The sequence below is a fragment of the Chryseobacterium sp. 1B4 genome, assembly GCF_036631475.1.
GTDB lineage: Bacteria > Bacteroidota > Bacteroidia > Flavobacteriales > Weeksellaceae > Chryseobacterium.
In genome coordinates this window covers 420,859-443,657 of the sequence record NZ_JAPNUF010000008.1, presented here as the reverse complement: position 1 = coordinate 443,657, position 22,799 = coordinate 420,859, and the positions used below count along the sequence as shown (strand labels likewise).

Genomic DNA, 22,799 nt, shown 5'->3' with positions numbered 1-22,799 from the left:
GAGAAGCTGCCAGAAATAAAAAAATGTGTTTTTCAGCATATTGTATCGGTTGGAGTATACAATATAGGAAAAATGAAGGAAATATGAAACCTATCCCACGAAGCTCTGATTTTAAATGTATTTAATAAACTCAAAAACAGAAGAATAGAGAGCCTGATATGCCTGAGTTTATTTTTTCTTACGACTCGATTCTTTGTTTTTTAAACATAGCCGGATTGTAATTAATAACAAAAACCCCCACAATGATCAGTATTGCTGCAATGATGAATTTGGCAGAAATTTTTTCATCAAGAATCAGCCAGCTTAGAAAAATAGAGATGACTGTATTGATATAAGCCAGTATGGATACCTGAACAGGAGAAACTTTGGTAAGTGCATAGTGAAAGGCAAAAAACGCTGCTACAGAACCGAGACAGGATAAATACAGCATGGCAGAAATGCTTTTCAGGCTCCAGTTTCCGAAATTATAATTTTCTGTAAAAAGAAATGCAAAAATGATTTGTATAATGCCTGCAAATGCAAACTGGTAAAAAAGGTTCAGAGAAATATTTCCGCTTTGAATATTAAGCTTTTTCGTGAAAATTGTTCCTGAAGCCCACCCGGCAATGGCAATAAATAAAAACAGAATACCAAGGGCATAATCCGGATTCTTAAGATCATTGATGCCGTCCCAGAATATGAACAGGATTCCGCTAAAGCATAAAACAACTCCTGCAAAAGCCCGCCAGCTGAATTTCTGAAGTCCTAAAGCCATGCTACCGAAAAATACCAGAATAGGAGAGCATGCACTTATCAGCGAGGTCAGGCTGCTTGTCACTTCTTCTTCAGCAACGGTTGTCATTCCGTTGGCTACCACAAGCATTAAAGTTGAAAAGATAAGCTGATATTTCAGGTTGTTCCATCCAATCCATTTAAACTCTTTTTTATAGGTGAGAATAAGAAACATGATCACAGCGGCGAGAGACTGACGTATTCCTGCTACAAACCATGCGGGAATAGTTTCTACCGCAACCCTTATCGATAAAAACGTAGTACCCCAGACAATAGCAACGGTACATACAGCCAGTGTAAGTTTATAATCTTTCAATTTAATGTGGTGTTACAGCAAATATATCCATTTTCAAAGGGATCGTAATGGATACAGATGCTGTTATTTATAAGAGTACAGATGAAAAATTTACGCCAAAAAGATCATTATTAATTATTTAAATAGTAAAAATGTACATCTATTGAAAAAATAAATTGTTTAGGAAAATTGTTGCCTTTCACCTTTACATTTTAATTTTTTATCTTTGGACATCTAATAAAATTGAAGATGGTAGGAATTATTATGGGCAGTCAGAGTGATCTGCCGATCATGGAACAGGCTGCAAATTTTCTTAAAAGCCTTGATATCCCTTATGAATTAACTGTAGTTTCAGCACACAGAACACCGGAAAGAATGTTCGATTATGCAAAAACAGCCCAGGAGAGAGGTTTGAAAGTAATCGTAGCGGGAGCAGGAGGCGCAGCTCATCTTCCGGGAATGGTAGCCAGCTGCACTACACTTCCGGTAATCGGGGTTCCGATCCTTTCCAGTAATTCTATAGACGGTTGGGATTCTGTTTTATCTATCCTTCAGATGCCCGGCGGAATACCGGTTGCTACCGTAGCTCTGAACGGCGCTTTGAATGCAGGGATTCTAGCCGCAAAAATTATGGGAAGCGGTAATGAAGAAGTGGCAGCCAAACTTCAGAAATATCAGGATTCTTTAAAAGATAAAGTATTGGGAACAGTAGATGATATCAAAGCTCAGCATCCCAATCATTTTGATAAATAGTTTATTTTAAACTCAAGATAGAAGCCTCACTTTACAGTGAGGCTTTTGTTTTACTTTTTAATGAATTTCAGATTTCGGATATCTTGTTTTGAAGAAAGCTGTAAAATATAACTTCCGGGAGTTAAAGACCGGATATTAATCTGTTCATTTACCAGATTTCCGCCTGCAATAATTCTCCCGCTCAAATCAATAATTTTGAAATCTTTTGCATCGGAATTTTTTACATAAATAATATCTGTGGCAGGATTCGGATAAATATTGATTTCCCCTTTTATCTTTACATCAGAAGTTCCAAGAAATGAGTGGCATTCCCCATTGTATGCATCTCCGCTGATTGTCCAGCCTTTACTGTTGATCAAATAATTTCTGGCGGTTACCGCTGCATTGTGAGAATAAGTAAGAGGGGAAACCGAAGAAAGGTTGATGTTATCAGCGGTTAATGGATTCAGGCTCCAGCCATAAAGAGTGCTGTCATAGTTCTGGCAGCTTAATGCTGAATTTTTAAACATATTGGAAGCATTTTGCAGTGAACTGAGATTCCAGCTTCCCAGATTTTGATTAAAAACAATTGCATTGCTGAACATGTTATTCATATTTTTTACGGAACTTACATCCCATTTACCGATATCCTGGTTGAATTTTTTAGCCCCATTAAACATATCCGCCATCCATTCTACTTTTTTGGTATCCCAATTGGAAATATCGCGGTTAAAGTTCTCTGCAGCCTGAAACATATTATGCATAAATTTTACGTTATGGGTATCCCAGCCGCCGATGTCCTGGTCAAATGCTTTTGCGTTAAAAAACATACCATTCATTTCTATAACATTTGAGGTATTCCAGTTTCCTATGGGCTGATTGAATTTCAATGCACCCGCAAACATAAGCTCAGTCTCAAAATTACTTGACATATCCCAATTGCCGATAGGCTGATTAAATTCGGCAGCCCCATTAAACATGGCAGTAGTATAAGTTACTTTAGAAGTATCCCAATTTGCGAGAGGCTGATTAAAAAGTTTGGCCACATTGAAGGTAATGGCCATCATGGTAACATTGGAAGTGTTCCAGTTACCAACCGGCTGATTGAACACAAAGCATCCTGCAAAAGTTCCCAACAGAGTAGTTACTTTAGATGTATTCCAGTCGTTGATAGTAGGATTTCCTATTAAACCATAGCATCCAAAAAACATATAGGACATATCGGCTACCAGCTTCAAGTCAGGAATGTCTGTTGCAGTAAAGTCTAAAATTTTACAAGCCTGAAATGCCTGCTCCATAGAGGACCATTGAATGTTTCCCCACTGTTCAATCAATTGTATCTTATGAACATCTCCTACAATTCCGTTATCATCAAAAATGTCCCAGTCGGCAAACCTTATCTGATGAAAATTTCCATTTCCGTTACTTACTTTTACACGGTAAGTAGCATCAGATGGATTTGGATTGAGCGGGGTTCCGAAATCTATCAGGATCTGATAGGCAGAAGTTACATTTTCTAGAGTAGCGCTGTGAGACGGATATCCTATTTCTTCCCAATATATCTTGTAATTGGTTCCTCTTCCGGGAAACCAGATCTGATTATTATTTGAGTTAACAGGAATTCCTATATAAGGATAGGATGGCGGAGGAAGGCTGGGCTTCCATACGGTGATAAATTCATTTTGTGCCTTTGCCATGAATATCAGCAAAAGAAAAATGAGTGTAGGAATTTTTTGGAATCATGTTTATTATTTTATGGTATTAGTTTATGGTTATTGGATGAATGGATTTTATTCTTGTTTAAAACCTGCAGGTAGCATGGATAAAGCGATAAGAGCGTCCATCATTTTCCAATCCGGCTTTGAGTTTTTGTAAGATGAAATAATAAGATGATATGCTGAGTGAAAAGTAAAAGTTTTGTACATGTCATTAGTTTGTGAAATAAGCAAAGCTAAAATACGAAAAAATCAATATATTTTTAATTTAAATGTAAATTTTATAGAATTTTGTATTATTTAGTAAAGTGGTATAATGAAAAAAACTCCCCGGATTGGAGAGTTTGTTTTATTCCTGAATCATATTGTCCCGGGTGTTTTTCTGAACGGCTATGGCTCCGAAAAGAGCGAGCAAAAAGGCAAAGGCATAAAAACCTTTTTCACTTGGAAGGATGGTGGCATTCCAAAGCCCTATGGCCAGTAAGACAATAGATGATAATGTGGCAAACCAGCAGATTCCATAATAAATATCCGTAACCTGAATGTTTTCTAATCTGTCCCTTACGGCTTTCTGCAAAGAAACAACAGCAAATAGACCATAAAGCAGGATGGTGAAATAATATCCTTTCTCATTCAGCTGCATTTCAGCTCTTGCAAGACCGACAATGAAACCGATCATTCCTGCTCCCAATGCTACCCACGACGCAGCAATAAATGCATTCGACACTCTTTGTTTTTTCATAGTTTAATGTTTTATTTTTTATTTTAAGAGGGCTAAGATATTCATTTTTTATAAATAGAACCTTTAGAAAAAGGAAATATGGGTAAAGTACGGTGCCATTTGCTTATTATAATAAGTTTCGGCTGAAGCCAATGGATTTTATTCATAGTAAACGGGCTAAAGCCCGTTCCTATTGAGTGGATATTACGATGAATCGAATTTCGTAATTCAAATTTTCCTGCTTCAGTAGCAATGTTCATCTCCCAACGTCTGATAGAATAGGGGAGCTGGATATGGAAAGTCTAAAGTGAGGAGTATGAATAAGTAACGTGTCAGCTTATCAAAAAACGCTCCAGAATTGGAGAGCTTACTGTTATTGGGTGATGTATTCGTAATTGTACTGAACGGAAAGACTTCCGTCAGCTTCTTTTCCAACAACCTGAACCGGTAATCCGGAGCTGTTGTATTGTATGGTATAAGTTACAGTCTGGCTTTGCTGCCATACTCCGTTATTTTTAAAGCTTATTTTTTCTACGAGATAATTATTCTTGCTTAAAGTATAAGCCCTTCCCATCATAATTTTAATATATTTATTGATATTGGTGTAAGGATTGAGTTTGTCATCATAAGAAAAATCACTTTTGTTGCTGTAAGTTATAGTTCCTCCCCATGTTGACGTTTCAGATGAAATATTATTTCCATTATACACATACGTATCAGTTCCAGGGTTGGAACATTCAGGATTCTGACAGAGTGTGGAAGAGATCACCTGCCCGTTAGTGTTATAATTATAGGTGACTGTTCTGTTATAATTAGAGTTTGTGTAAATCGCTTTTACATTTGTCAGCTGATCACCATTGTAAGTATAGACTGAATAATAATCTATCGTACCATCAGGCTTATAATAGATTGTTTTTGAAGGTTTTCCGGCATTATCATATTCGAAGGTTGAAGTTCTTCCTTCTGAAATTGTTTTGATTAATTGTCTCTGACTGTTATAACTCAAAGTTGAAACAGTTGTTTCAGGATCGGAAGGATTATCGTAATAAACGGTGGTTACCTTACTCAGTAATAGCTGAGGCTGTTCGGAAGGTGTATGAGCTTCCTCATTATCATCATTACTGCTGCAGCTGTTAAAGGATACGGCAGCACCCATCATTCCCAGAAATAATAATTTTCTCATGGTATTTTTTTTGTGGGCAAAAATAAGGAATACTGTATAATGTTTTATAAAAAAATCCCACTATCTTAAAAATAGCGGGATCATATCATGTTTAGATTCTCTTAGTATCTGTAATACTCAGGTTTGAATGGCCCTTGTACTTCTACTCCAATGTACGCAGCCTGCTCAGGAGAAAGAGTTTCAAGCTCTACGCTTAATTTCTTAAGGTGTAAAGCAGCTACTTTTTCATCTAAATGCTTAGGAAGTGTATATACTTCGTTTTTATAAGCAGCAGAATTATTCCATAGCTCGATCTGAGCCAAAGTCTGGTTAGAGAAAGAATTAGACATTACAAAACTTGGGTGGCCTGTAGCACAACCTAAGTTTACCAATCTGCCTTCTGCAAGAATGATCACTTCTTTGCCTTCAACAGTATAGATGTCAACCTGAGGTTTCACTTCAGATTTGGTATGACCATAGTTTTTGTTTAACCATGCCATATCGATTTCATTATCGAAGTGACCGATGTTACAAACGATCGCTTTATCTTTCATTTTAAGGAAATGCTCTCCTCTTACGATATTGAAGTTACCTGTTGTAGTAATGATGATATCAGCATTGTCTACCACAGTGTCTAATCTTTTTACTTCATAACCGTCCATAGCAGCCTGAAGTGCACAGATCGGATCAATTTCCGTAACGGTAACGATAGAACCTGCCCCTCTGAACGAAGCTGCAGTACCTTTACCTACGTCTCCGTATCCGCAAACTACCACTCTTTTTCCGGCTAGCATTACGTCTGTAGCTCTTCTTACTGCATCTACAGCAGATTCCTTACATCCGTATTTGTTGTCGAATTTAGATTTAGTTACAGAATCATTTACGTTAATGGCTGGCATTACTAAAGTTCCGTTCTTCATTCTTTCATATAGTCTGTGTACTCCTGTAGTGGTTTCTTCAGAAAGCCCTTTGATATCTTTTGTTAATTCAGGATATTTATCAAAAACCATGTTTGTTAAATCTCCACCATCATCCAGAATCATGTTTAATGGCTTTCTGTCTTCCCCAAAGAATAAAGTCTGCTCAATACACCAGTCAAATTCCTCCTCATTTAATCCTTTCCACGCATACACCGGAATTCCTGCAGCAGCAATTGCAGCAGCAGCGTGATCCTGTGTAGAGAAAATATTACAAGATGACCAGGTAACTTCAGCTCCTAAGGCTACCAGAGTCTCGATAAGCACAGCCGTCTGGATCGTCATGTGAAGACATCCTGCGATTCTTGCTCCTTTCAGTGGCTGAGATGGCCCGTATTCTTCACGGATAGCCATCAGACCTGGCATTTCTGCTTCTGCAAGGGTAATTTCTTTTCTACCCCATTCTGCAAGGGAGATATCCTTAACTTTATAAGGAAGGTATTGTGTTGTAGTACTCATATGTAATGAATAGTTTTTAAATTCAATTGATAACGAAAGGCAAAATTACGATTTATAATTAAGATATAAAAACGGTAGACTAAGTTCACTCTAATGATGAGATATAGTATGAATAGTTATTGTTTTTTTTGAAATAAATAACAATAAAATGGTAATTTTGAGTATATATAATGCTGTATAATAGGAATATAGGATTTAATTTATGAAATTAATTTATATTCTATGTGTTTTTTTTAACTATATACTTTGTTATACTATGTATTTTGTTTATGTTTGCCATATGAATAAGGATTTTATTGATAAGTGGCAATCACAGGTAAAAAAGGGAACTTTATCATTTGTTGTTCTCCTTGTGCTGAAAGAAAATGAACTTTATGGGTACGAACTCATTGAAAAAATAAAGACTTTAACGAATATTGAAATTGCGGAAGGAACACTTTATCCACTCATGAACAGATTAAAAACTGATCACCTTTTAGAATCGAAATGGGTTGAGCAGGAAACCGGAATTCCCAGAAAGTATTATTACCTGTCTGAAACCGGAAATAAAACCCTTGAAGAAATGAAAAATCAATGGAGCGATTTACAAAATGTACTGAATAAATTAATATAAAATGAAATTCGAAAAAATACAATTCAAAAATGCTGATGCTCAAGACATCTATGAGAACTATTTAAAGCAAATACAATCAGCGACAAAGAAACTTAGCCGCGAAGATCATACGGATATCCTGATGGAGTTTAATAGCCATATTTATGAAAGTATGTCTAAAAAGAGTGATGAAAGCAATGAATTAAAAAAACTCATTGATACACTTGACGAGATTGGTATTCCAGGTGAAATTTTGAAACCGTTATTTGCAGATAAAAAACTGATTCAGGCCACGAAAACCTTCAATCCTGTTCACATTTTTCAGGCATTGATTTTAAATTTTTCACATGGAATAATCTATTTTATATTTTTCATTCTGTATTTATTTCTTTTTTCATTTGTGGTTCTGATCTTTGGAAAGCTCTTCTTTCCTGACAATGTTGGTTTTTATTATAAAAAAGGCGAAATCTTTCAATATGGAGGATTTATGGAAAATGAGAAATTGCAGAACTTTGAAATACTTGGAAATGGGTTTATTCCAGTTACAATATTGATGGGAGTCCTATTTTATTTTTTGATAACACTTTTATTGAAATTAAAAAGGTCATTGAGAACAAAAAATACTGTTGAAAACTTTAGATTTGCCTAAAATAAAAAGAATGATACTTCCTGAAAGGGTGTATCATTCTTCAGAAAAGTTATGTACTGATAAAAGCAAAATGCCTGGTTATAGCCATTGAAAATTTATCCGGGCTTCCCATCTTTTTCCAAATCGTTTCTTTTCACTATTTTTGTCCAATAATAAAAGAATGCCCCTCTACAGAGATTTTTCAGATGATAATGCCACGATTCTGGTTTGGAAATATGATGAAAGTGAAGAACTTGACATCAATGAACTTCTGGAACCTGAAAATGCGGAAAAGGTAAAAGATTATCATCCTAAAAAATTACTGGAAGTTCTGATGGTGCGGAAGCTCCTGAAAGGCCTGAAGCCCGGTTCCAAGATTTTATATAAAGAAAGAGAGCCTTTTCTTTCTCCTTACGATGCGGAAATTTCCATTACCCATTCTTTCCCGTTTGCTGCAATAGCGGTTTCTAAAAATAAAATAGGAATTGATATTGAAAAGTTTAATCCCAAGATTTTAAGGGTAATTGACAAATTCACGTATGAAAATGAACGGGGGTTCATTCCTGAAGACAAAGCGGATACTTTTTATACAATCATATGGAGCGTGAAGGAAAGCATGTACAAAATCCATCACTCAAAATACTGGTCTTTAAAGAAAAATTATGAAGTGAAACCCTTCGGGCTGAAGCATCTTCACAAAATAAGCTGCCGTGTTTATGACGATCAGTTTTCAGATGAGTTCAAGGCCAGGGTAGAGTTTTTTGACGATTACTGCTTTACGATTGTGGAGGAGTAGGAGTAGGATCTGTTTCGTTTCTGTATTTTTCGATTACTTTTCTCTGCTCTTTCGCCACATCATAGATCAGCTCCAGAATATCCTGGATGTTTTTAAGCTCGGTCAGATGGGAAACCTTGTCGGTATCTCTTCTGTCCACGATGTCATTTTCTTCTATCTCTGTTTTTCTTTTCAGCAACATGTCTTCAATGGAAGAATCTTCCGGCTCCAGGCGGCTTTCCATTTTTAATGTTTCATTGATGTCATTTCCGTTGAGAAGGGTAGAGGTCTGCCGCATTTCTGCTTCAATTTTTCTGCTCCAGCTTTCGGCATCTATTTCCGGATACTGCTCATTACTTTTTGCATATTGGGACAGAGAAGCTGTGTAGGCCGTAATCAGATGGGAGGTAGCCACAAACTGATGGACAACTTCCAGTTTTTCTGTTGATTTTTAGGGTCAGAAATCATTCTCTGGAAATTATCAGAAAGGTTAGCCAAAGAGATAATTGCATTTTTTCGTTTTACTTTATAATCTTCAAGGTCAAAATTTCCCTGTAAAAATTTGGAAATTACACTCTGGAAATAGATAAGGTTGTCTGCTGCAGACTTTTTCATCAGATCCAGATTCTGGGTATGTTCCCAGACGGGCAACACAATATAGGATACTGCAAAAGCAATAATTCCGGCAATGGCTGTATCTACGATTCTGTCTTTAAAAATGATATTGACTTTCCCCGGATTTAAAAAATTAAAACTGAGGAAAACGTAGATTGTCATAAATAATACCGCCCAGAAATACCTTCCTTTCAGAAAACTGAAACACATGATCATACTGATAAGCAGAATGGCAAATAAAATCCCGTTAATATGAATGAAATACAAAATAGCATAAGCAATAGTTGCCCCTGCAATAGTTCCGTACAAACGAAGGAGATTTCTTTGTTTAGTAATAGAATAGGCTGGTTTTAAAATGGCTGTAATCGTAATTAATATCCAGTAAGTATGTCCCAGTCCCAGAAAATCAAACATAGAGAAAAGATATCCTAACAGCAATGCAGTCGTAATTCTGATCGCATGGCGGAAATGGGAGGACGATAGGGAAATATTATTTCTTAATACCTTAGCATTAAGCTTCGGCTCATTAGGCATAAATTTCCTTAAGTCTAATCCTGTAGATAAACTTTTTGCCAGCTTTATATCCTGTGAAAATACCTTATAGATCTCGTTGATTTCTTTAGTGATCTCATAAATACGCATCAGGATCTGGCGCAGGATCATGAAATTTTCGAGATTGTCAGGAGAAAGCTGTTTGTTTCTGAGTTCGAAATAATTATAATTTAAATTCTTTAATTCCAGTTCCAGATTGAACATCGCTTTGGCTCTTGTGCCGCTTTGAAGGGCAATTCCGATATTGGTGATCTCTTCCGCCAAAAGATTAAGGTAATCATGAATATTCACCAGAATCATGCTGTCTTCAAAACTCTGCTGCAGCTTTTGATAATCACTTTCAGAGGTCATCAGCTTTTCATGGAGGTCCATGGAGTTCAGGAACATCAGCATCAATAAACGGCTGGTAGTCGTAGATTCATTGACAATGGTTCTTGTTTTAAACACTGTTTCCCTGGTATCTTCCTGCAGATTTTTTATTTCAATCTGCTTGGCGATAACCTGAGTAGTCAGTTTATTAAAGTCCGGATTCTTCTGATAATAATTGGCTTTAATCTTTAAAATTCGGCGAGCTGAAGATAATTTTCCCCAATCATCTGACTTGCCAGCTTATAGGGACGGATTGTAGTTACGATAAGGAAGATGAGTAAAAACCATGTACATCCTGAAGCAAATATCAGCAGGCTTTTGAAGATATTACTTCCTGTAAGATGTCCGTCAATAAAGATCGCAAGCACCACAAGAGATAATGAACCTACTGCAGCCAGCCTCTGGCCATAAACCCCGATCAGGGAGAAAAACATCCCGAAAACAATGACTTCCAGGAGGACCAGTATTTTGATATTCATTACAAGACTTGCAATGAGTGCAACAAACACAAAACAGCAGATCGCAAAAGTAAGGGCATTTCTTCTCCGGATAAAAGGTCCGGGCTGATCCGTGAGCGCTACAAAGCTGGTTCCCAGGGGGAAAAGGAAATATTCTTTTAAGATTCCGAAGTGAGCGAGGACTAGACAGGGCAGAACAGTAGCTAATGTAATTCTGATTGCAGAATATACATACTGACTGGTTACGAATTTTTTGAGTTCCGCCGAATAGTTCATACTACAAAAATAGCTATTGAATTTAAGAAAATCGCCATAAAAAAGAGACTTTTCTCAACTTAAATATTATATTTTTTTAAAGTGCTGTCTTGTTATTTAAAATAAACCGGTAAATGAAGCAGATTGATAATTCATAGATCAATGCTGGTCATTTTTAACACAACAGCTAACAAATCTTGTTCCATGAATTCTTACCTTAGCTTATCTCAACTCTTACATAATGGTTTCATGAAAAATACGTTTAAAACTATTCTCATCATATTCTTTTCTTTTTTCCTTCTGAGTTGTGGTTCACAGAACAGAGAAAGTTTCAAAGCAAAGGAAGTTTATAAATCCAAAACGCTGATTATTACCCAGGTTTCAGAAAATTCTTTTATCCATATTTCTTTTAAACAGACCAATGACTTTGGGAATGTACCCTGTAATGGATTGATTGTGAAAGATCATCACGAAGCTGTTGTTTTTGATACTCCCACTAATGATAAAAGTTCAGAAGAGCTGATACAATGGATTAATGAAAAATTAGGTGCAAAAATTAATGCCGTTATTCCTACTCATTTTCATGATGATAGTTTAGGAGGGCTGATGGCGTTTCATAAAAAGAATATTCCGTCTTATTCATATATTAAAACGATAGAATTAGCCAAAGAAAATAATTTTGTTATTCCTGAAAACAGTTTTGATGATGCTGTTGTTTTGAAGGTAGGAGATAAAGATGTGATTGCAAAATTTTTTGGAGAGGGGCATACAAAGGATAATGTTACAGGATATTTTCCGAGTGAAAATATTTTGTTTGGAGGCTGTTTACTGAAAGAGCTGGAAGCAAGTAAAGGATATTTGGGAGATGCCAATGTTTCAGCATGGTCAGATACCGTTGAAAAAGTCAAAAAAGAATATCCGGATGTCAAAATTGTAGTTCCCGGTCATGGCGATTATGGAGATGGAAAACTTCTTGATTATACGGTTACATTATTTAAAGGTCAAAAGTGAATTTTTACAGAGTAAAAAGTAAATTGACAAGCGAAGAGGATTGACGATTCACCATTGCCTATAAAAAAGCCTCATAACTAATATAGTATGAGGCTTTTTTATATAGCTGTTGCTTTTTTAACGGTCTACGTTGGATGTTTCGTCTCCGATGTTCCAGGTAAGCCCGAAACGAAGCGTGTTATCCAATGCACTGTTGATTTTGGACATATTGATCAGGTAAGAAAGGTCAAGTCCGAAAGAACGGTATTTTAACCCGACACCTGCTGTTGCAAACTGTCTTGCCCCCTGCTCTTCGCTTTCATGGAAGTAACCTCCTCTTACAGAAAATGCGTTGTCATAAGAATATTCTAAAGCACCACTGTACATGATACTGTTTTTATTTTTGAAAGATTTTCCGATACCGGCCATTGGTCCTACATTCGGGATCTGATAAATAGGCTGTCTGGTATTCGGGTCTATTCCGGCATATTCAGATCCGGGAACCAAAAGTTTTGAACCTTCCACAGAAATTCCAATTCTGTTCATATCATCCAGATACATGTCATATCCAACCCCTAATCTTGCCATGGTAGGAAGATAAGATCTTGATTCTTCATTTCCTGTATAATCCAGTTTAGGACCTAAGTTCTGAACAGCTAAACCTGCATTTATTTTACCATCATAGCCGCCAATACTGGAGAATCTTGGAGAGTTATAGTATGCTGAAACGTCTACTGCGAAACTGTTAGCCGCTTTAAGGGTCGTATCTGTGTTGAATCCTCCGGCTAAGTCTGAACGGATGAATCTACCGGTAACAGCTCCTGAGAATGAATCAGAAAGTTTCAAAGCGTAGGCAACGTCAATTGAGAATTCATTTGGTTTTGATGTACCCATTGATGCGATTTCTGTACCTACCAGCTGAGTCAGGTCTACCTGTCCCATATTGAAATAATAGATACTCGCGGAAATTGTAGATCTTTCTTCCTGCCCAAGAAACTTATGGAACGAAGCATATAATAAGAATACATCATTGGTAAGTTTTCCCATATAAGGCGTATAGTTAAGACCTACGGAAGAACTTGACCTGCTGAAAGGGTATTTAGCCGCATTCCAGAATTGTGAAAATGCATCCGGAGAGGTTACCACCCCTTGATCTCCCATACCTCCTGATCTTGCATCAGGTGCGATTCTTAGGAAAGGAGCTCCGGTAAGAACTGGGTTTACTTTACCTAAATCTTGCGAATAGCCTAAAAAACCAGCACTCAAACCAAATCCTAAAAGCAGTTTAGTAGTTAAATTCATATGTTGTCTTTTATATATTATCAGTTTTTTATTAATATTATTGTCTATGTTTTATTTTATTATTTCAAAAGTACCATTTTTTCTACAGCTGTAGCACTTCCTTTGCATTTTTCTTGATTTTGACTTTTTGCAAATATCTTAAAAATATACGTACCTTTTGCTACTGTAGAACCAAAATCATCTCTTCCATCCCATTCTATTGCCTGACGAGGGGTTCTAAAGCCCTGCAGGAACGGTTCTGCAACCACCGGCTGTGATAAAGTTCTTACCAGTCTTCCGGTTATTGTATAAATCTGTACGTTCACATCCAGAATGTCATCACAATTGTGCTCAAACTGAATATAGGTTTTGTTTGTAAATGGATTTGGCCAGTTCAGCGGACGGTTGATCGTCAGGTGCTGGTCAGATTCATCTTTAACTTCAAAATTTAACGTAGCAGTTGTGGAATTATTGTTTATATCCCAAACTTTAAATGTTAATTGATGTTGTCCGACTGCCAGATTTCTGAAAGGGTAGGTCACATTTCCTTTCTGGTACTCGGCAAGACTTGGATTTAAACAGCCGTTTCCTTCTCCCGGAGCATAAAAATCATTCAACACAACCGTATTGATAATCTGCCCGTCAAGATATACTGTAATATCGTGTCCTACTCCGGATCCTGTTGAGTTAATCCCCGTGTCATCGGTAAGACAGGCAAGAAGCATAGGATTCTGGTTGGTAATTCCTCCGTCTGCAAAGTTGGTGTTGTTCATATACAGCTTTACTTTCGGAGGTTGGTTGTCATTGATTCCGTTTGGATTGATATCACCCACCTGTACTGCCTGGTTGTTGAAAACATCCGTTGACTTGTTATCTGCATAGGCTAATATTCTTCCCTGACCTACAGCATAGTTGATGTCTTTAGGTACATAGAACTCAGCAGTAAATACACCATTTACAGCAGTTCCGGCAGACTTTACAATCGCACTTCCTTCTTCGGTATACTCTAAAACCGGGGATAAAACGCCACTGTTATTTAAGGTTTTTTTGTTTAACCTTTTATCAAAAATATTGATGCTTACCTTTCCGTTAAAAGTATTGTTCAATGTTCCGTTTGGATTATTGACGTGTCCTTTTATTTTTACGAAATCCAGACCTCTGATGAGTCCGGGAACCGGAGTTTCAATATTGTCAATCACCAGAAGTCTTTGCGGTCTGCTTAATTTCATAGCAGGATCCCCCAGGAAGTTTACTTTTAAATGGTTACTGTTGGGCCCCTTTTGCTTTTTAGCAAGTAAATGGGCATTTCCCAACGAATTAAAATCGTCATTGGTCAGTTTAAAAATATTCTGGGTAAACGTATTGGTAAAATCACGTCCATAATCTACTCCGATAGCACGGCTGGAAGTAATCATTGTAGAGGCTCCTCCCTGCTTCATTTTAATAAACTGTTCTCCCACAGAGTTGGTGGCAGGCTCATCCCATAATGTAAATTCACAGGTGATGGTAGAAACAAAAGGAAATCTGCTGTATACATTAGAGAAATTATTGGCATTCTGAACCTCAGAACTTGTAAGGACTCTTTCCTGTGCCCATCCGTTGATTCCTCCATGCCCGAAATAGAACAGATACAGACTGTTTCCGATAGCATTGGAGATCGCCTGATTGACCTGTGGATATCTTCGCCCGCCGGAAGTACTCTGACCGGTAAAAGCATCCATATATATTTTTTTAACATTATATTCTTTAAGTTCCGACTGACCCGGCTGTTCAAATATACTGGATAATGAGCTGTCCATAACATTGTGGAAAGGGCTTCCCCCTTCATTGTTGTCATCCACTACAAAATCAAGCCGCATACGCCAGTCCCGAAAGGAGTTGACTGTCCCTGAAGGGAATTGTAATAAGCCAGTGTTTTATTCATCATATCTCCGGCTTCACTTGCATTGGCTGCCGGAATTCTGCCAACCGGAAGATCCGGCAGGTTGTTTTCAATTAATAATGTATTTTGTGGCTTGGTCATTACGATATAATCATCCGTCACAAATGATGATACATAATCTGAAGACTGTTCACTCTGGTAGCTGGCAACAACATTTGTATTGTTTGGAACTCTGTTTTTATAATCGTATGAAGCATCCCCGAGAATGAATACATACTGAAGTCTGCCCAGAGGAGTGTTAAGTTTGGTAACGAAATCTCTTATTGCAGTAAGATCTCTGCTTCCGCTGCCATATTCCTCATAGATCTTGTTGATGTCAACAATTTCTACCTTATAGTTATGATTGGTCTGATGGTAGCTGGCAAGTCTTTGTGCCTGGCCCATCATTTCCGGAACGGTAAGGATAAGATAATCTACGTTTTGTATAGCAGAAAGATTCTGGTTGGAAATTCTTCCTACGAACTGCGGACTGAAAGCCGCATCAGCACGGAAAGCCACAAATTCATTATTGAAATTCTGATCAGAAGCAGTATAGGCAAAGTTGAAAGAACCTGCTCCGGCCTTATTCACCCTTCTGTTGGCATTGGTAATATCCGTTACATCCCACACCTGCTCTATAGCAGCCGCATTGCTGATGCTGAAACCATAGTTAGTATTACTTCCGCTTACAATGGAATAATCTCTGAAGTTCATCTGTGAACCATTGAAAGCAAGGTTTTCTTTATACTGAACTTCTACATAATCAAAATAAAAGGTTCCGTTGGGATTCTTGGAAATATCAGGGTTATACACCAATGTAAACTGGTTTCCGGTAAGATTCGTTAATGTTCCGGAATAGGTGACAGGGTAGAAGGTATACTGGTAACTCGAAGTATCCGAAGGAATCGTCTGTATCGGCTGGGGATTTAAATTGTTGATCTTAAAATCAATGGTATTCTGCTGGGAATTATATGCCACTACCTGAGTTCTGTATCGTATCACATCATTAGCCTGTATTGGTGAATTGGTAGTAAGCGTTACTGTTTTTTCATTGGTGAAAGGAGTATCTTCCACCCAGGTTCTTCCTACCTTTAACAGATTTTTCTGATCTTTGTTGATCACCTGGTAACTGTCATACCTTGTGATCAGCTGTGCAGGGAGATTTCCGTCAACAGTCGGAACTCTCTTTCCCGCACCTTTGTCAAAGTTAATATAGTAATACGAGAAATCCTCATATATATTTTTAACGTTGTTGCTTGGATTGATACGGGTTTCGTGTCTTTTAAAACCGTTTCCGTTGGAAGTGTCATAAAGATTATATCCGTCCGGGCCCTGCGCATAGAAAAGAGCATAATCATTGTCATTCCATACACCGTCATCTTCACCTACCACCTGAATGGCATTTTCCTGTAATGCCCCGTATCTAGGATCCTGGTTGTACTCAGGAAGCATTACGCCGCCGTTTCCGTAAATTCTGAAATTCTTTGGGTTTACAGAAGCAGGATTAATTCCGTTGTCTTTCAAAAACTGTGATGTGATTTTGAATATCCCGGACTTGTCTACTTTTATTTTATAAAAATTGCCGCTGGATAGCGGATTGGCTGTAGTCCCTATTTTATTAACGGTGCCCGTGGTATTAACAAATGCAGAAGCTTCTGAAACATTGAACGAAGATAATCTCTGAACACGGCCTTTTACATTTTTAAATAAAGCAATGCTGATACTGGCATAGCTGTCTCCATCTAATGAATAGTAAGAAACGTCTGCCACATCGTGATCAGGAAGCCTGCCTTTATCCAGCTCAAATAAATCCTGGTTAGAAACGTTCTCCCAGACAAGGTCTGAGATTTTTAACTGCTTTTCTCCGATTTTTTGCTTGGTTACTATAAAAACATTATTTTGGCTGAAAGAAAAACCTTCATTTTTAAAATTAGGAAGAATTAATTTTGTGTCACCAAAATCCTGGATTTTAGAGCCATTCCATTCAATGGTATTTCTTTGGGCGTAAAGTGTTGATGCAAAAGCGATTAAAGATAAAAGCGTGATTTTTCGTTTCATGTTTACTATTGAAATTGCTAAATTACAAAATAAATGAAAATTTTAGAATTAAATTGTGATACAATAAAATTAATTTGTTAACGTTTTTCAAAAAAATCAAATGTTTACTTGATTTATTGAATAATTTATTTTTTCTTTGTACTTTGAAAATATTTATATCGACTATGAAAAAACTAAAGTTGTTTTCATTAATAGCATTAAGTTCTACACTTGCATTAACCAGCTGTGGCGGATCAGGAACCAGCAAAGGTGGCGGTACCAAAAAATTTGTCAGCAAAACAGGTTGGAAACCAAACGAAAAACAGGGTTGGTTTTTTGCAGGAAAGCAACAGAAGCAGAAGGGTTGGCCTGGGATGGTATATGTAGAAGGTGGAACTTTTACAATGGGATTAGTGAAAGATGATGTTATGCACGATTGGAATAACACACCTCGCAGAATGCAGGTAAGTTCATTCTTCATCGGAGAAACAGAAATTACTAACTACGAATACCGCGAATACCTTACATGGTTGAAGTATGTATTCCCACCAAGTGACCCGAGTTTTAAGGAGATCTATAACGGTGCTTTGCCGGATACCTTATTATGGGACAACAAATTAGCTAGAAACGATTATAATGAAACGTATCTGCGTTCTCCGGAATTCGATTACTACCCGGTAGTAGGAGTTTCCTGGACTCAGGCAAACAGATACTGTGAATGGCTGTCAGACAGAGCGAACGAAAAAGCTTTGATGCAGGCTGGTATTATTGCTAAAGATTTATATATCAACGAATCTAACAACCAGGGTGGAACCGCATTCAATATGGATAAATTCAAATCGAATGATCCTGAAATGCAGGGGTACATCAATGAGAAAAGAATGCAGCAGAAAACCGGTATGAAAACCACAAACCAAAGATTGCTTGCTGCTAACAGAGCTCCTAATGCTGCAATGGTACAGAAGTTCAGACTTCCTACCGAAGTAGAATGGGAATATGCTGCCCTTGGTATGGCTAAAAACAGAGAATATAACCAATACCTTGGTAAAAAGCCTGAAATCGAAAGATTAAGAGGTACTAAAGGAAGAGACAGAGGAATGTTCCTTGAAAACTTCAAAATGGGTAAAGGTGACTATTCCGGTATCGCAGGATGGAAAAACGACGGATCAGCTCAGACTTCTGACGTAAGACAATACCCATCTAACGACTTAGGAATTTACGGGATGTACGGTAACGTGTCTGAATGGACAGCTGACGTTTACAGACCTATCATTGACGAAGATTATAACGACTTCAATTACTACAGAGGAAACATGCCTCAGGCCATCGTAAGAAACGGAGACGGAACTTATAAAATGATCGACGAAGGTAGTATCAAATATGATACATTAGCTGACGGAAGATTAGTTTACAGAGGACTTCCGGGACAATTCGAAAGACAAACTATCGCTGACTACAGAAACTACAGAGATGGGGACAGACAATCTTCTTTAGAATATTACAGAGCATCTGATTCTACTGATTCATATGACATGTACAACTCTCCTAAGAAAAGCTTCGTTGTAGATGCAAACGGTAGAGTGAAGCTGCAGAAGGACACTAAAGAAAGAACTTCAGGTATTTCTAACGATGTTAGAGTGGTAAAAGGAGGTTCCTGGCAGGACACAGCTTACTGGCTGGATCCGGGACAAAGAAGATATAAAAATCAAAACAAAGCTTATGGTTGGATAGGTTTCCGTGTTGCACAGGATGCCAGAACTAACGATAAGAGTAGAACTAGAAGATAATATTTATCAAAAAAATACTTTAAAAAAACCTTCCGGATTTCCGGAAGGTTTTTTTATTTTTGAATCATGAAATCGCTTTGGCTAAAAAGTCTGAAACACTTGTATAGATTTGCGATTCTATCTGACTTCAAAAAATATATATATATTTCCACATGAATATAGAACAGTTTTATCCTTTATTTCTGCAGGCAGCAAAAGTAACCATTGACAGCAGAAAAATAGCAGAGAATGATATTTTCTTTGCCTTTTCCGGTGAGAATTTCAATGCAGCGGCCCTGGCGGAAAAAGCCATCGATGACGGAGCTTTGGCCGTAATTGTTGAACTTCCGGAATTTGAAAACAGAGATAAAAATATTTTCTATGTTCCATCAACGCTTGAGTTTTTACAGCAGCTGGCAATTTATCACAGAAGAAAGCTTTCCATTCCTTTTATTGGTCTTACGGGAAGCAATGGAAAGACGACCACAAAAGAGCTGATTCATGCTGTTCTTTCAGAAAAATTTAATGTGCAGTATACATCAGGAAATCTGAATAACCATATCGGAGTTCCGCTCACCATTCTTTCTGTAAAGCCTGAGCATGAGATAGCTGTAATTGAAATGGGAGCCAACCACCAGAAAGAAATTGAATTTCTGTGTACCATCTCACAACCTGATTTCGGATACATTACTAATTTTGGAAAAGCGCATCTGGAGGGATTCGGGGGCTTTGAAGGGGTGATAAAAGGTAAGTCTGAACTGTATGATTATCTTAAAAATAACAACAGAACGATTGTTGTGAATGAAAACGATCCAATCCAGCTGGAGAAAACTGAAAATTATCCTTCTAAAATTACTTTTGGAAAAGAAACTTCCAATTACAATTTTGAATCATTCTCAGAGGAACATTTTGTAGGATTGACTTATCAGGGAGTAAAAGCCGTTTCAAAACTGACAGGAGAATATAATTTTACCAATCTTTGTGCAGCGGCAAGCTTAGGGCTTCATTTTGGAATTGGTTTTGAAAAAATAAAACATGCGCTGGAGCTTTATACACCTACCAATATGAGATCTCAGGTTGTGAAAAAAGAGGGAGAACTCTGGTTCTGGATACATATAATGCCAATCCGAGTTCTATGACCGCCTCTTTAAATAACTTTATCAGTTTTGAAGGCAGTAAAACCATTATTATCGGAGATATGCTGGAATTGGGTGATGAGAGCGAGAAAGAACATCAGAATATCTTAAAACTGGCTCAGGATCTTCATTTCGATGAGATTATTACTGTCGGAAAACATTTCAAGGCTGTCAATTCTTCAGATCTTGCTTTTGAAAACACAACGGAACTAATAGAATATTTGAAACCGAATAAAATTCAAACTGAAAATATACTGTTGAAAGGTTCCAGAGGAATTGCACTGGAGAAGCTGATCGACTTTATTTAGAGTAAAGAAGCTGGAAGCTGGAAGAGGGAAGTTCCTGAAGACAATCGGAGAGTGTTCTCTTTTATTATTCAACTTTATAAATTTCATTGTTCAATAAATATCATCCAGAAAAGTAAGTGGCCGGATCATAACTTTCAGCCTCCTTCTTTCAGCTTCTGGCTTTTAAGATTTCTTCAAGTCCCAGAATTCTTTTACAATCAGTTTAATATTTTTAAAAGTACTTGGAAAAACTTCATTCTCAATTTCTGATGTCGTTTTCCAGGCTACTTCAGTAATGCCTTCTTCTATCTGTGGTTTGGAAGTATCTTCTCCGTCGAAGTTCATTTCAAACCAGTGGGTACACTTCAGGATTTTTTCACCGTTTCTTTCCACATAGATGTGATAAGTCGTATTGATGAATTTTACAACCTCTACATCACTCAGACCTGTTTCTTCTTCTATTTCCCGAACGGCCGATTCTTCCCTGGATTCACCCTTTTCCATCTTCCCTTTGGGAAGATCCCATTTTCCCAGTCTTCTGATGAAAAGAATCTTACCCTCAGGATTATTAACAAGACCTCCTGCAGCCTCTATAATTCTGAAAAGCTTCTGGAATTCCAGCCAGATTTCGTCCAAATTCTCCCCATACACATTCAGTTCCTGCGCAGAAGTATTCTCCAGAAGATCCAATGCGATCTCTAAAGTTGTATAATTTTCATACCTAAGTTTTTTTCAAGTTCTTCAGGATGCTTAGATATCAATAATTTTTTTTCGTTGACAAAAACTTTATACATTTGTAATAGTTAAGAATTTAATACAAAAATAAAAAATGAATTTAGAAGGACGAAAGATTATTGTCAATAAATCATCTAAAGAACTTACCGAGTTGCTGAAATCTCCTGAAAATTATAAAGATTTTATGCCGGATGGTCTTCAGAAATTTGAAACAAGAGATAACGGATTTAAATTCGGATTACAGGGAATGCCGGAGATTGCGTTAAAAATTGACGAAGTGGATGACCATAAAGCTGTTTTAAGATCCGCAAGCTCCAGCCTTGATTTCTCATTAACAGCAACATTGAACCCGATCAGCGATAACCAGACAGAGGTTCAGATGTTATTCGAAGGGAAATTTAATCCATTCATCAAAATGATGGTAGAAAAGCCGTTACAAAACTTTATCAATACACTTACTGATAAAATCGAAGCTTATAAATAATAAAAAACCTCCAACGTTGGAGGTTTTTTGTTTTATGTATTTCTATGCTATAACTCCTGAACAATGGTCAGCACTGCTTCCCGTTGCGGAAGACAAAACGTTGATTTCATTATTCATTTTTAAAACTCCCATCAAGGCAAATATCAGAGCTTCCTTATAGTCGATAATCTCTTTTTCAGGGATGATTACTTCGGCTTTTGTTTTGGCTCTTATTTTTTCAATCAGAAACGTGTTGTATGCTCCTCCTCCTGTGATCAGAATATCTTTTATATTGTTTGCATTGATGACGTTAGAGATCTGCTGAGCAATTGTGTTCTGTAAAAGTAGCCAGCGCATCTGTGATTTCAATATGTTCAAGAGCCGGAAATATATGCTGGCTGCACCATTCAACTCCTAATGATTTCGGGTGAGAATGCTGGTAGAAATCTAATGCGTTAAGCTGAGTAAGCAGATCTTCATTTATTGTGCCTTTTTCCGCCAATGTTCCGTTTTCATCAAAACTCTTATGGAGCTTCTGAGCCAAATGATTTAAAACAATATTCACCGGAGCGATATCAAAAGCAATTCTCTTTCCTTCTGACCGCAGGGAAATATTGGAAAATCCGCCAAGATTCAGACAGGCGCTGTATCCTGAGAAAAGTAATTCATCACCTATAGGAACCAGAGGTGCTCCGTTTCCTTTCATCAGGACATCCTGACTTCTGAAATCATAGATAACGGGTAATCCGGTTTGCAGTTTTATAGCTCTGCCGTCGCCAATCTGAAGGGTAAATCTTTTCTGTGGCTGATGAAAAACAGTGTGCCCATGAGATGCGATAAGATCGATATTTTCAAGCTGATGCTGATGGATAAATTCTTTAACCTTTTGTCCAAGGTAAAAGCCATATGCTGAATGCAGTTCCAGAAGGTCTTCAGCAGCAAGATGAATTGAATTTCTAAGTTTGTTCTCCCAATCTTCAGAATAAGGGAATGTTTCGGCTTTCAGGATTTGAAAGGTCCATTGGTCTTTTTTCAAATTCAGCAAGACAGATATCCAAACCGTCCAGACTTGTCCCGGACATCAGCCCAATAGCCAGCGCTTTCATT

General features: G+C 37.4%; 19 protein-coding genes and 2 pseudogenes. 8 read left to right on the top strand and 13 right to left on the bottom strand.

Features of this window, described 5'->3' with window-relative positions; translation table 11 throughout:
• Positions 1–178 precede the first annotated feature (178 nt).
• Positions 179–1,087: a DMT family transporter gene (locus OWR28_RS18375; RefSeq protein ID WP_332387935.1), complete on the bottom strand. Its 909-nt coding sequence runs from the start codon at positions 1,085–1,087 to the stop codon at positions 179–181.
• Positions 1,088–1,315: 228 nt separating this feature from the next.
• On the opposite strand from OWR28_RS18375, the gene purE reads away from it, so the two are divergent.
• Positions 1,316–1,819, top strand: a complete 504-nt coding sequence (gene purE / locus OWR28_RS18370) for a 5-(carboxyamino)imidazole ribonucleotide mutase (protein ID WP_332387934.1) — start codon at positions 1,316–1,318, stop codon at positions 1,817–1,819.
• 50 nt (positions 1,820–1,869) lie between these two features.
• On the opposite strand, the gene OWR28_RS18365 is transcribed toward purE, so the two are convergent.
• The 4 genes from OWR28_RS18365 to ahcY form a co-directional block, all read right to left on the bottom strand.
• Positions 1,870–3,495 (bottom strand): BspA family leucine-rich repeat surface protein, encoded by a 1,626-nt coding sequence (locus OWR28_RS18365; protein WP_332387933.1) that lies wholly within the window; start codon positions 3,493–3,495, stop codon positions 1,870–1,872.
• Positions 3,496–3,862: 367 nt separating this feature from the next.
• Positions 3,863–4,255 carry an inner membrane protein YiaA gene (gene yiaA / locus OWR28_RS18360; RefSeq protein WP_332387932.1) on the bottom strand — a complete coding sequence of 131 codons (393 nt, stop codon included), beginning with the start codon at positions 4,253–4,255 and terminating at the stop codon, positions 3,863–3,865.
• A 352-nt stretch (positions 4,256–4,607) separates the two neighbouring features.
• Entirely contained in the window at positions 4,608–5,417 is an 810-nt protein-coding gene (locus tag OWR28_RS18355; RefSeq protein ID WP_332387931.1) for a hypothetical protein, read from the bottom strand.
• A gap of 101 nt (positions 5,418–5,518) precedes the next feature.
• Positions 5,519–6,832, bottom strand: coding sequence for an adenosylhomocysteinase (gene ahcY, locus OWR28_RS18350; RefSeq protein ID WP_332387930.1), 1,314 nt, complete (start codon positions 6,830–6,832; stop codon positions 5,519–5,521).
• Between the two features lie 256 nt (positions 6,833–7,088).
• Between ahcY and OWR28_RS18345 the strand changes: the two genes are divergently transcribed.
• From OWR28_RS18345 to OWR28_RS18335, 3 genes are all read left to right on the top strand, one after another.
• Positions 7,089–7,445: a PadR family transcriptional regulator gene (locus OWR28_RS18345; RefSeq protein WP_332387929.1), complete on the top strand. Its 357-nt coding sequence runs from the start codon at positions 7,089–7,091 to the stop codon at positions 7,443–7,445.
• Position 7,446: 1 nt separating this feature from the next.
• On the top strand, positions 7,447–8,073 hold the full coding sequence (locus OWR28_RS18340) for a hypothetical protein (RefSeq protein WP_332387928.1): 627 nt from the start codon (positions 7,447–7,449) through the stop codon (positions 8,071–8,073).
• Between the two features lie 160 nt (positions 8,074–8,233).
• Complete coding sequence (locus OWR28_RS18335) at positions 8,234–8,848, top strand: 4'-phosphopantetheinyl transferase superfamily protein (protein WP_332387927.1); 615 nt, start codon at positions 8,234–8,236, stop codon at positions 8,846–8,848.
• Here the strand turns inward: OWR28_RS18335 and OWR28_RS27115 are convergent.
• A pseudogene (locus OWR28_RS27115) lies at positions 8,829–11,097 on the bottom strand (FUSC family protein). The gene OWR28_RS18335 and the pseudogene OWR28_RS27115 sit on opposite strands and share 20 nt — an antisense overlap.
• Positions 11,098–11,325: 228 nt before the next feature.
• Here OWR28_RS27115 and blaCHM point away from each other — a divergent pair.
• Positions 11,326–12,087 (top strand): CHM family subclass B1 metallo-beta-lactamase, encoded by a 762-nt coding sequence (gene blaCHM / locus OWR28_RS18315; protein WP_332387922.1) that lies wholly within the window; start codon positions 11,326–11,328, stop codon positions 12,085–12,087.
• A 117-nt stretch (positions 12,088–12,204) separates the two neighbouring features.
• On the opposite strand, the gene porV is transcribed toward blaCHM, so the two are convergent.
• The 3 genes from porV to porU (OWR28_RS18300) are packed head-to-tail and all read right to left on the bottom strand — an operon-like array spanning position 12,205 to position 17,326.
• Entirely contained in the window at positions 12,205–13,368 is a 1,164-nt protein-coding gene (gene porV, locus OWR28_RS18310) for a type IX secretion system outer membrane channel protein PorV (protein WP_002977617.1), read from the bottom strand.
• Positions 13,369–13,427: 59 nt separating this feature from the next.
• The gene (porU, locus tag OWR28_RS18305) at positions 13,428–15,206 is read right to left on the bottom strand and encodes a type IX secretion system sortase PorU (protein ID WP_332387921.1); all 1,779 of its coding nucleotides are present in this window, start codon (positions 15,204–15,206) and stop codon (positions 13,428–13,430) included.
• The gene (gene porU, locus OWR28_RS18300) at positions 15,188–17,326 is read right to left on the bottom strand and encodes a type IX secretion system sortase PorU (protein ID WP_332387920.1); all 2,139 of its coding nucleotides are present in this window, start codon (positions 17,324–17,326) and stop codon (positions 15,188–15,190) included. The genes porU (OWR28_RS18305) and porU (OWR28_RS18300) overlap by 19 nt, the downstream gene beginning before the upstream one ends.
• A gap of 164 nt (positions 17,327–17,490) precedes the next feature.
• Here porU (OWR28_RS18300) and gldJ point away from each other — a divergent pair, with 164 nt between their 5' ends.
• The gene (gldJ, locus tag OWR28_RS18295) at positions 17,491–19,092 is read left to right on the top strand and encodes a gliding motility lipoprotein GldJ (RefSeq protein ID WP_332387919.1); all 1,602 of its coding nucleotides are present in this window, start codon (positions 17,491–17,493) and stop codon (positions 19,090–19,092) included.
• A 152-nt stretch (positions 19,093–19,244) separates the two neighbouring features.
• Positions 19,245–20,515: pseudogene (locus tag OWR28_RS18290) on the top strand (UDP-N-acetylmuramoyl-tripeptide--D-alanyl-D-alanine ligase).
• 162 nt (positions 20,516–20,677) lie between these two features.
• Here the strand turns inward: OWR28_RS18290 and OWR28_RS18285 are convergent.
• Positions 20,678–21,184, bottom strand: coding sequence for an NUDIX domain-containing protein (locus tag OWR28_RS18285; RefSeq protein WP_332387918.1), 507 nt, complete (start codon positions 21,182–21,184; stop codon positions 20,678–20,680).
• A 139-nt stretch (positions 21,185–21,323) separates the two neighbouring features.
• Between OWR28_RS18285 and OWR28_RS18280 the strand changes: the two genes are divergently transcribed.
• On the top strand, positions 21,324–21,713 hold the full coding sequence (locus tag OWR28_RS18280; RefSeq protein WP_002977623.1) for a hypothetical protein: 390 nt from the start codon (positions 21,324–21,326) through the stop codon (positions 21,711–21,713).
• 42 nt (positions 21,714–21,755) lie between these two features.
• Here the strand turns inward: OWR28_RS18280 and OWR28_RS18275 are convergent, their stop codons facing one another.
• Genes OWR28_RS18275 through OWR28_RS18265 form a run of 3 tightly spaced genes read right to left on the bottom strand, consistent with a single transcriptional unit; the run spans position 21,756 to position 22,798 of the window.
• A complete protein-coding gene (locus tag OWR28_RS18275; protein ID WP_332387917.1) occupies positions 21,756–22,049 on the bottom strand; it encodes an anhydro-N-acetylmuramic acid kinase in 294 nt (97 codons plus the stop codon).
• Positions 22,003–22,728 (bottom strand): anhydro-N-acetylmuramic acid kinase, encoded by a 726-nt coding sequence (locus OWR28_RS18270; RefSeq protein ID WP_332387916.1) that lies wholly within the window; start codon positions 22,726–22,728, stop codon positions 22,003–22,005. The genes OWR28_RS18275 and OWR28_RS18270 overlap by 47 nt, the downstream gene beginning before the upstream one ends.
• A complete protein-coding gene (locus tag OWR28_RS18265; protein ID WP_332387915.1) occupies positions 22,670–22,798 on the bottom strand; it encodes an anhydro-N-acetylmuramic acid kinase in 129 nt (42 codons plus the stop codon). Before OWR28_RS18265 ends, OWR28_RS18270 begins: the two co-directional genes overlap by 59 nt.
• Position 22,799 lies beyond the last annotated feature (1 nt).

Excerpts from the sequence above, each read along its gene's own strand:
- purE (WP_332387934.1), top strand. The coding sequence starts at position 1,316 with ATGGTAGGAATTATTATGGGCAGTCAGAGTGATCTGCCGATCATGGAA.
- OWR28_RS18365 (WP_332387933.1), bottom strand. The coding sequence starts at position 3,495 with ATGGCAAAGGCACAAAATGAATTTATCACCGTATGGAAGCCCAGCCTT.
- yiaA (WP_332387932.1), bottom strand. The coding sequence starts at position 4,255 with ATGAAAAAACAAAGAGTGTCGAATGCATTTATTGCTGCGTCGTGGGTA.
- OWR28_RS18355 (WP_332387931.1), bottom strand. The coding sequence starts at position 5,417 with ATGAGAAAATTATTATTTCTGGGAATGATGGGTGCTGCCGTATCCTTT.
- ahcY (WP_332387930.1), bottom strand. The coding sequence starts at position 6,832 with ATGAGTACTACAACACAATACCTTCCTTATAAAGTTAAGGATATCTCC.
- OWR28_RS18345 (WP_332387929.1), top strand. The coding sequence starts at position 7,089 with ATGTATTTTGTTTATGTTTGCCATATGAATAAGGATTTTATTGATAAG.
- OWR28_RS18340 (WP_332387928.1), top strand. The coding sequence starts at position 7,447 with ATGAAATTCGAAAAAATACAATTCAAAAATGCTGATGCTCAAGACATC.
- OWR28_RS18335 (WP_332387927.1), top strand. The coding sequence starts at position 8,234 with ATGCCCCTCTACAGAGATTTTTCAGATGATAATGCCACGATTCTGGTT.
- blaCHM (WP_332387922.1), top strand. The coding sequence starts at position 11,326 with ATGAAAAATACGTTTAAAACTATTCTCATCATATTCTTTTCTTTTTTC.
- porV (WP_002977617.1), bottom strand. The coding sequence starts at position 13,368 with ATGAATTTAACTACTAAACTGCTTTTAGGATTTGGTTTGAGTGCTGGT.
- porU (WP_332387921.1), bottom strand. The coding sequence starts at position 15,206 with ATGCGGCTTGATTTTGTAGTGGATGACAACAATGAAGGGGGAAGCCCT.
- porU (WP_332387920.1), bottom strand. The coding sequence starts at position 17,326 with ATGAAACGAAAAATCACGCTTTTATCTTTAATCGCTTTTGCATCAACA.
- gldJ (WP_332387919.1), top strand. The coding sequence starts at position 17,491 with ATGAAAAAACTAAAGTTGTTTTCATTAATAGCATTAAGTTCTACACTT.
- OWR28_RS18280 (WP_002977623.1), top strand. The coding sequence starts at position 21,324 with ATGAATTTAGAAGGACGAAAGATTATTGTCAATAAATCATCTAAAGAA.
- OWR28_RS18275 (WP_332387917.1), bottom strand. The coding sequence starts at position 22,049 with ATGCGCTGGCTACTTTTACAGAACACAATTGCTCAGCAGATCTCTAAC.
- OWR28_RS18265 (WP_332387915.1), bottom strand. The coding sequence starts at position 22,798 with ATGAAAGCGCTGGCTATTGGGCTGATGTCCGGGACAAGTCTGGACGGT.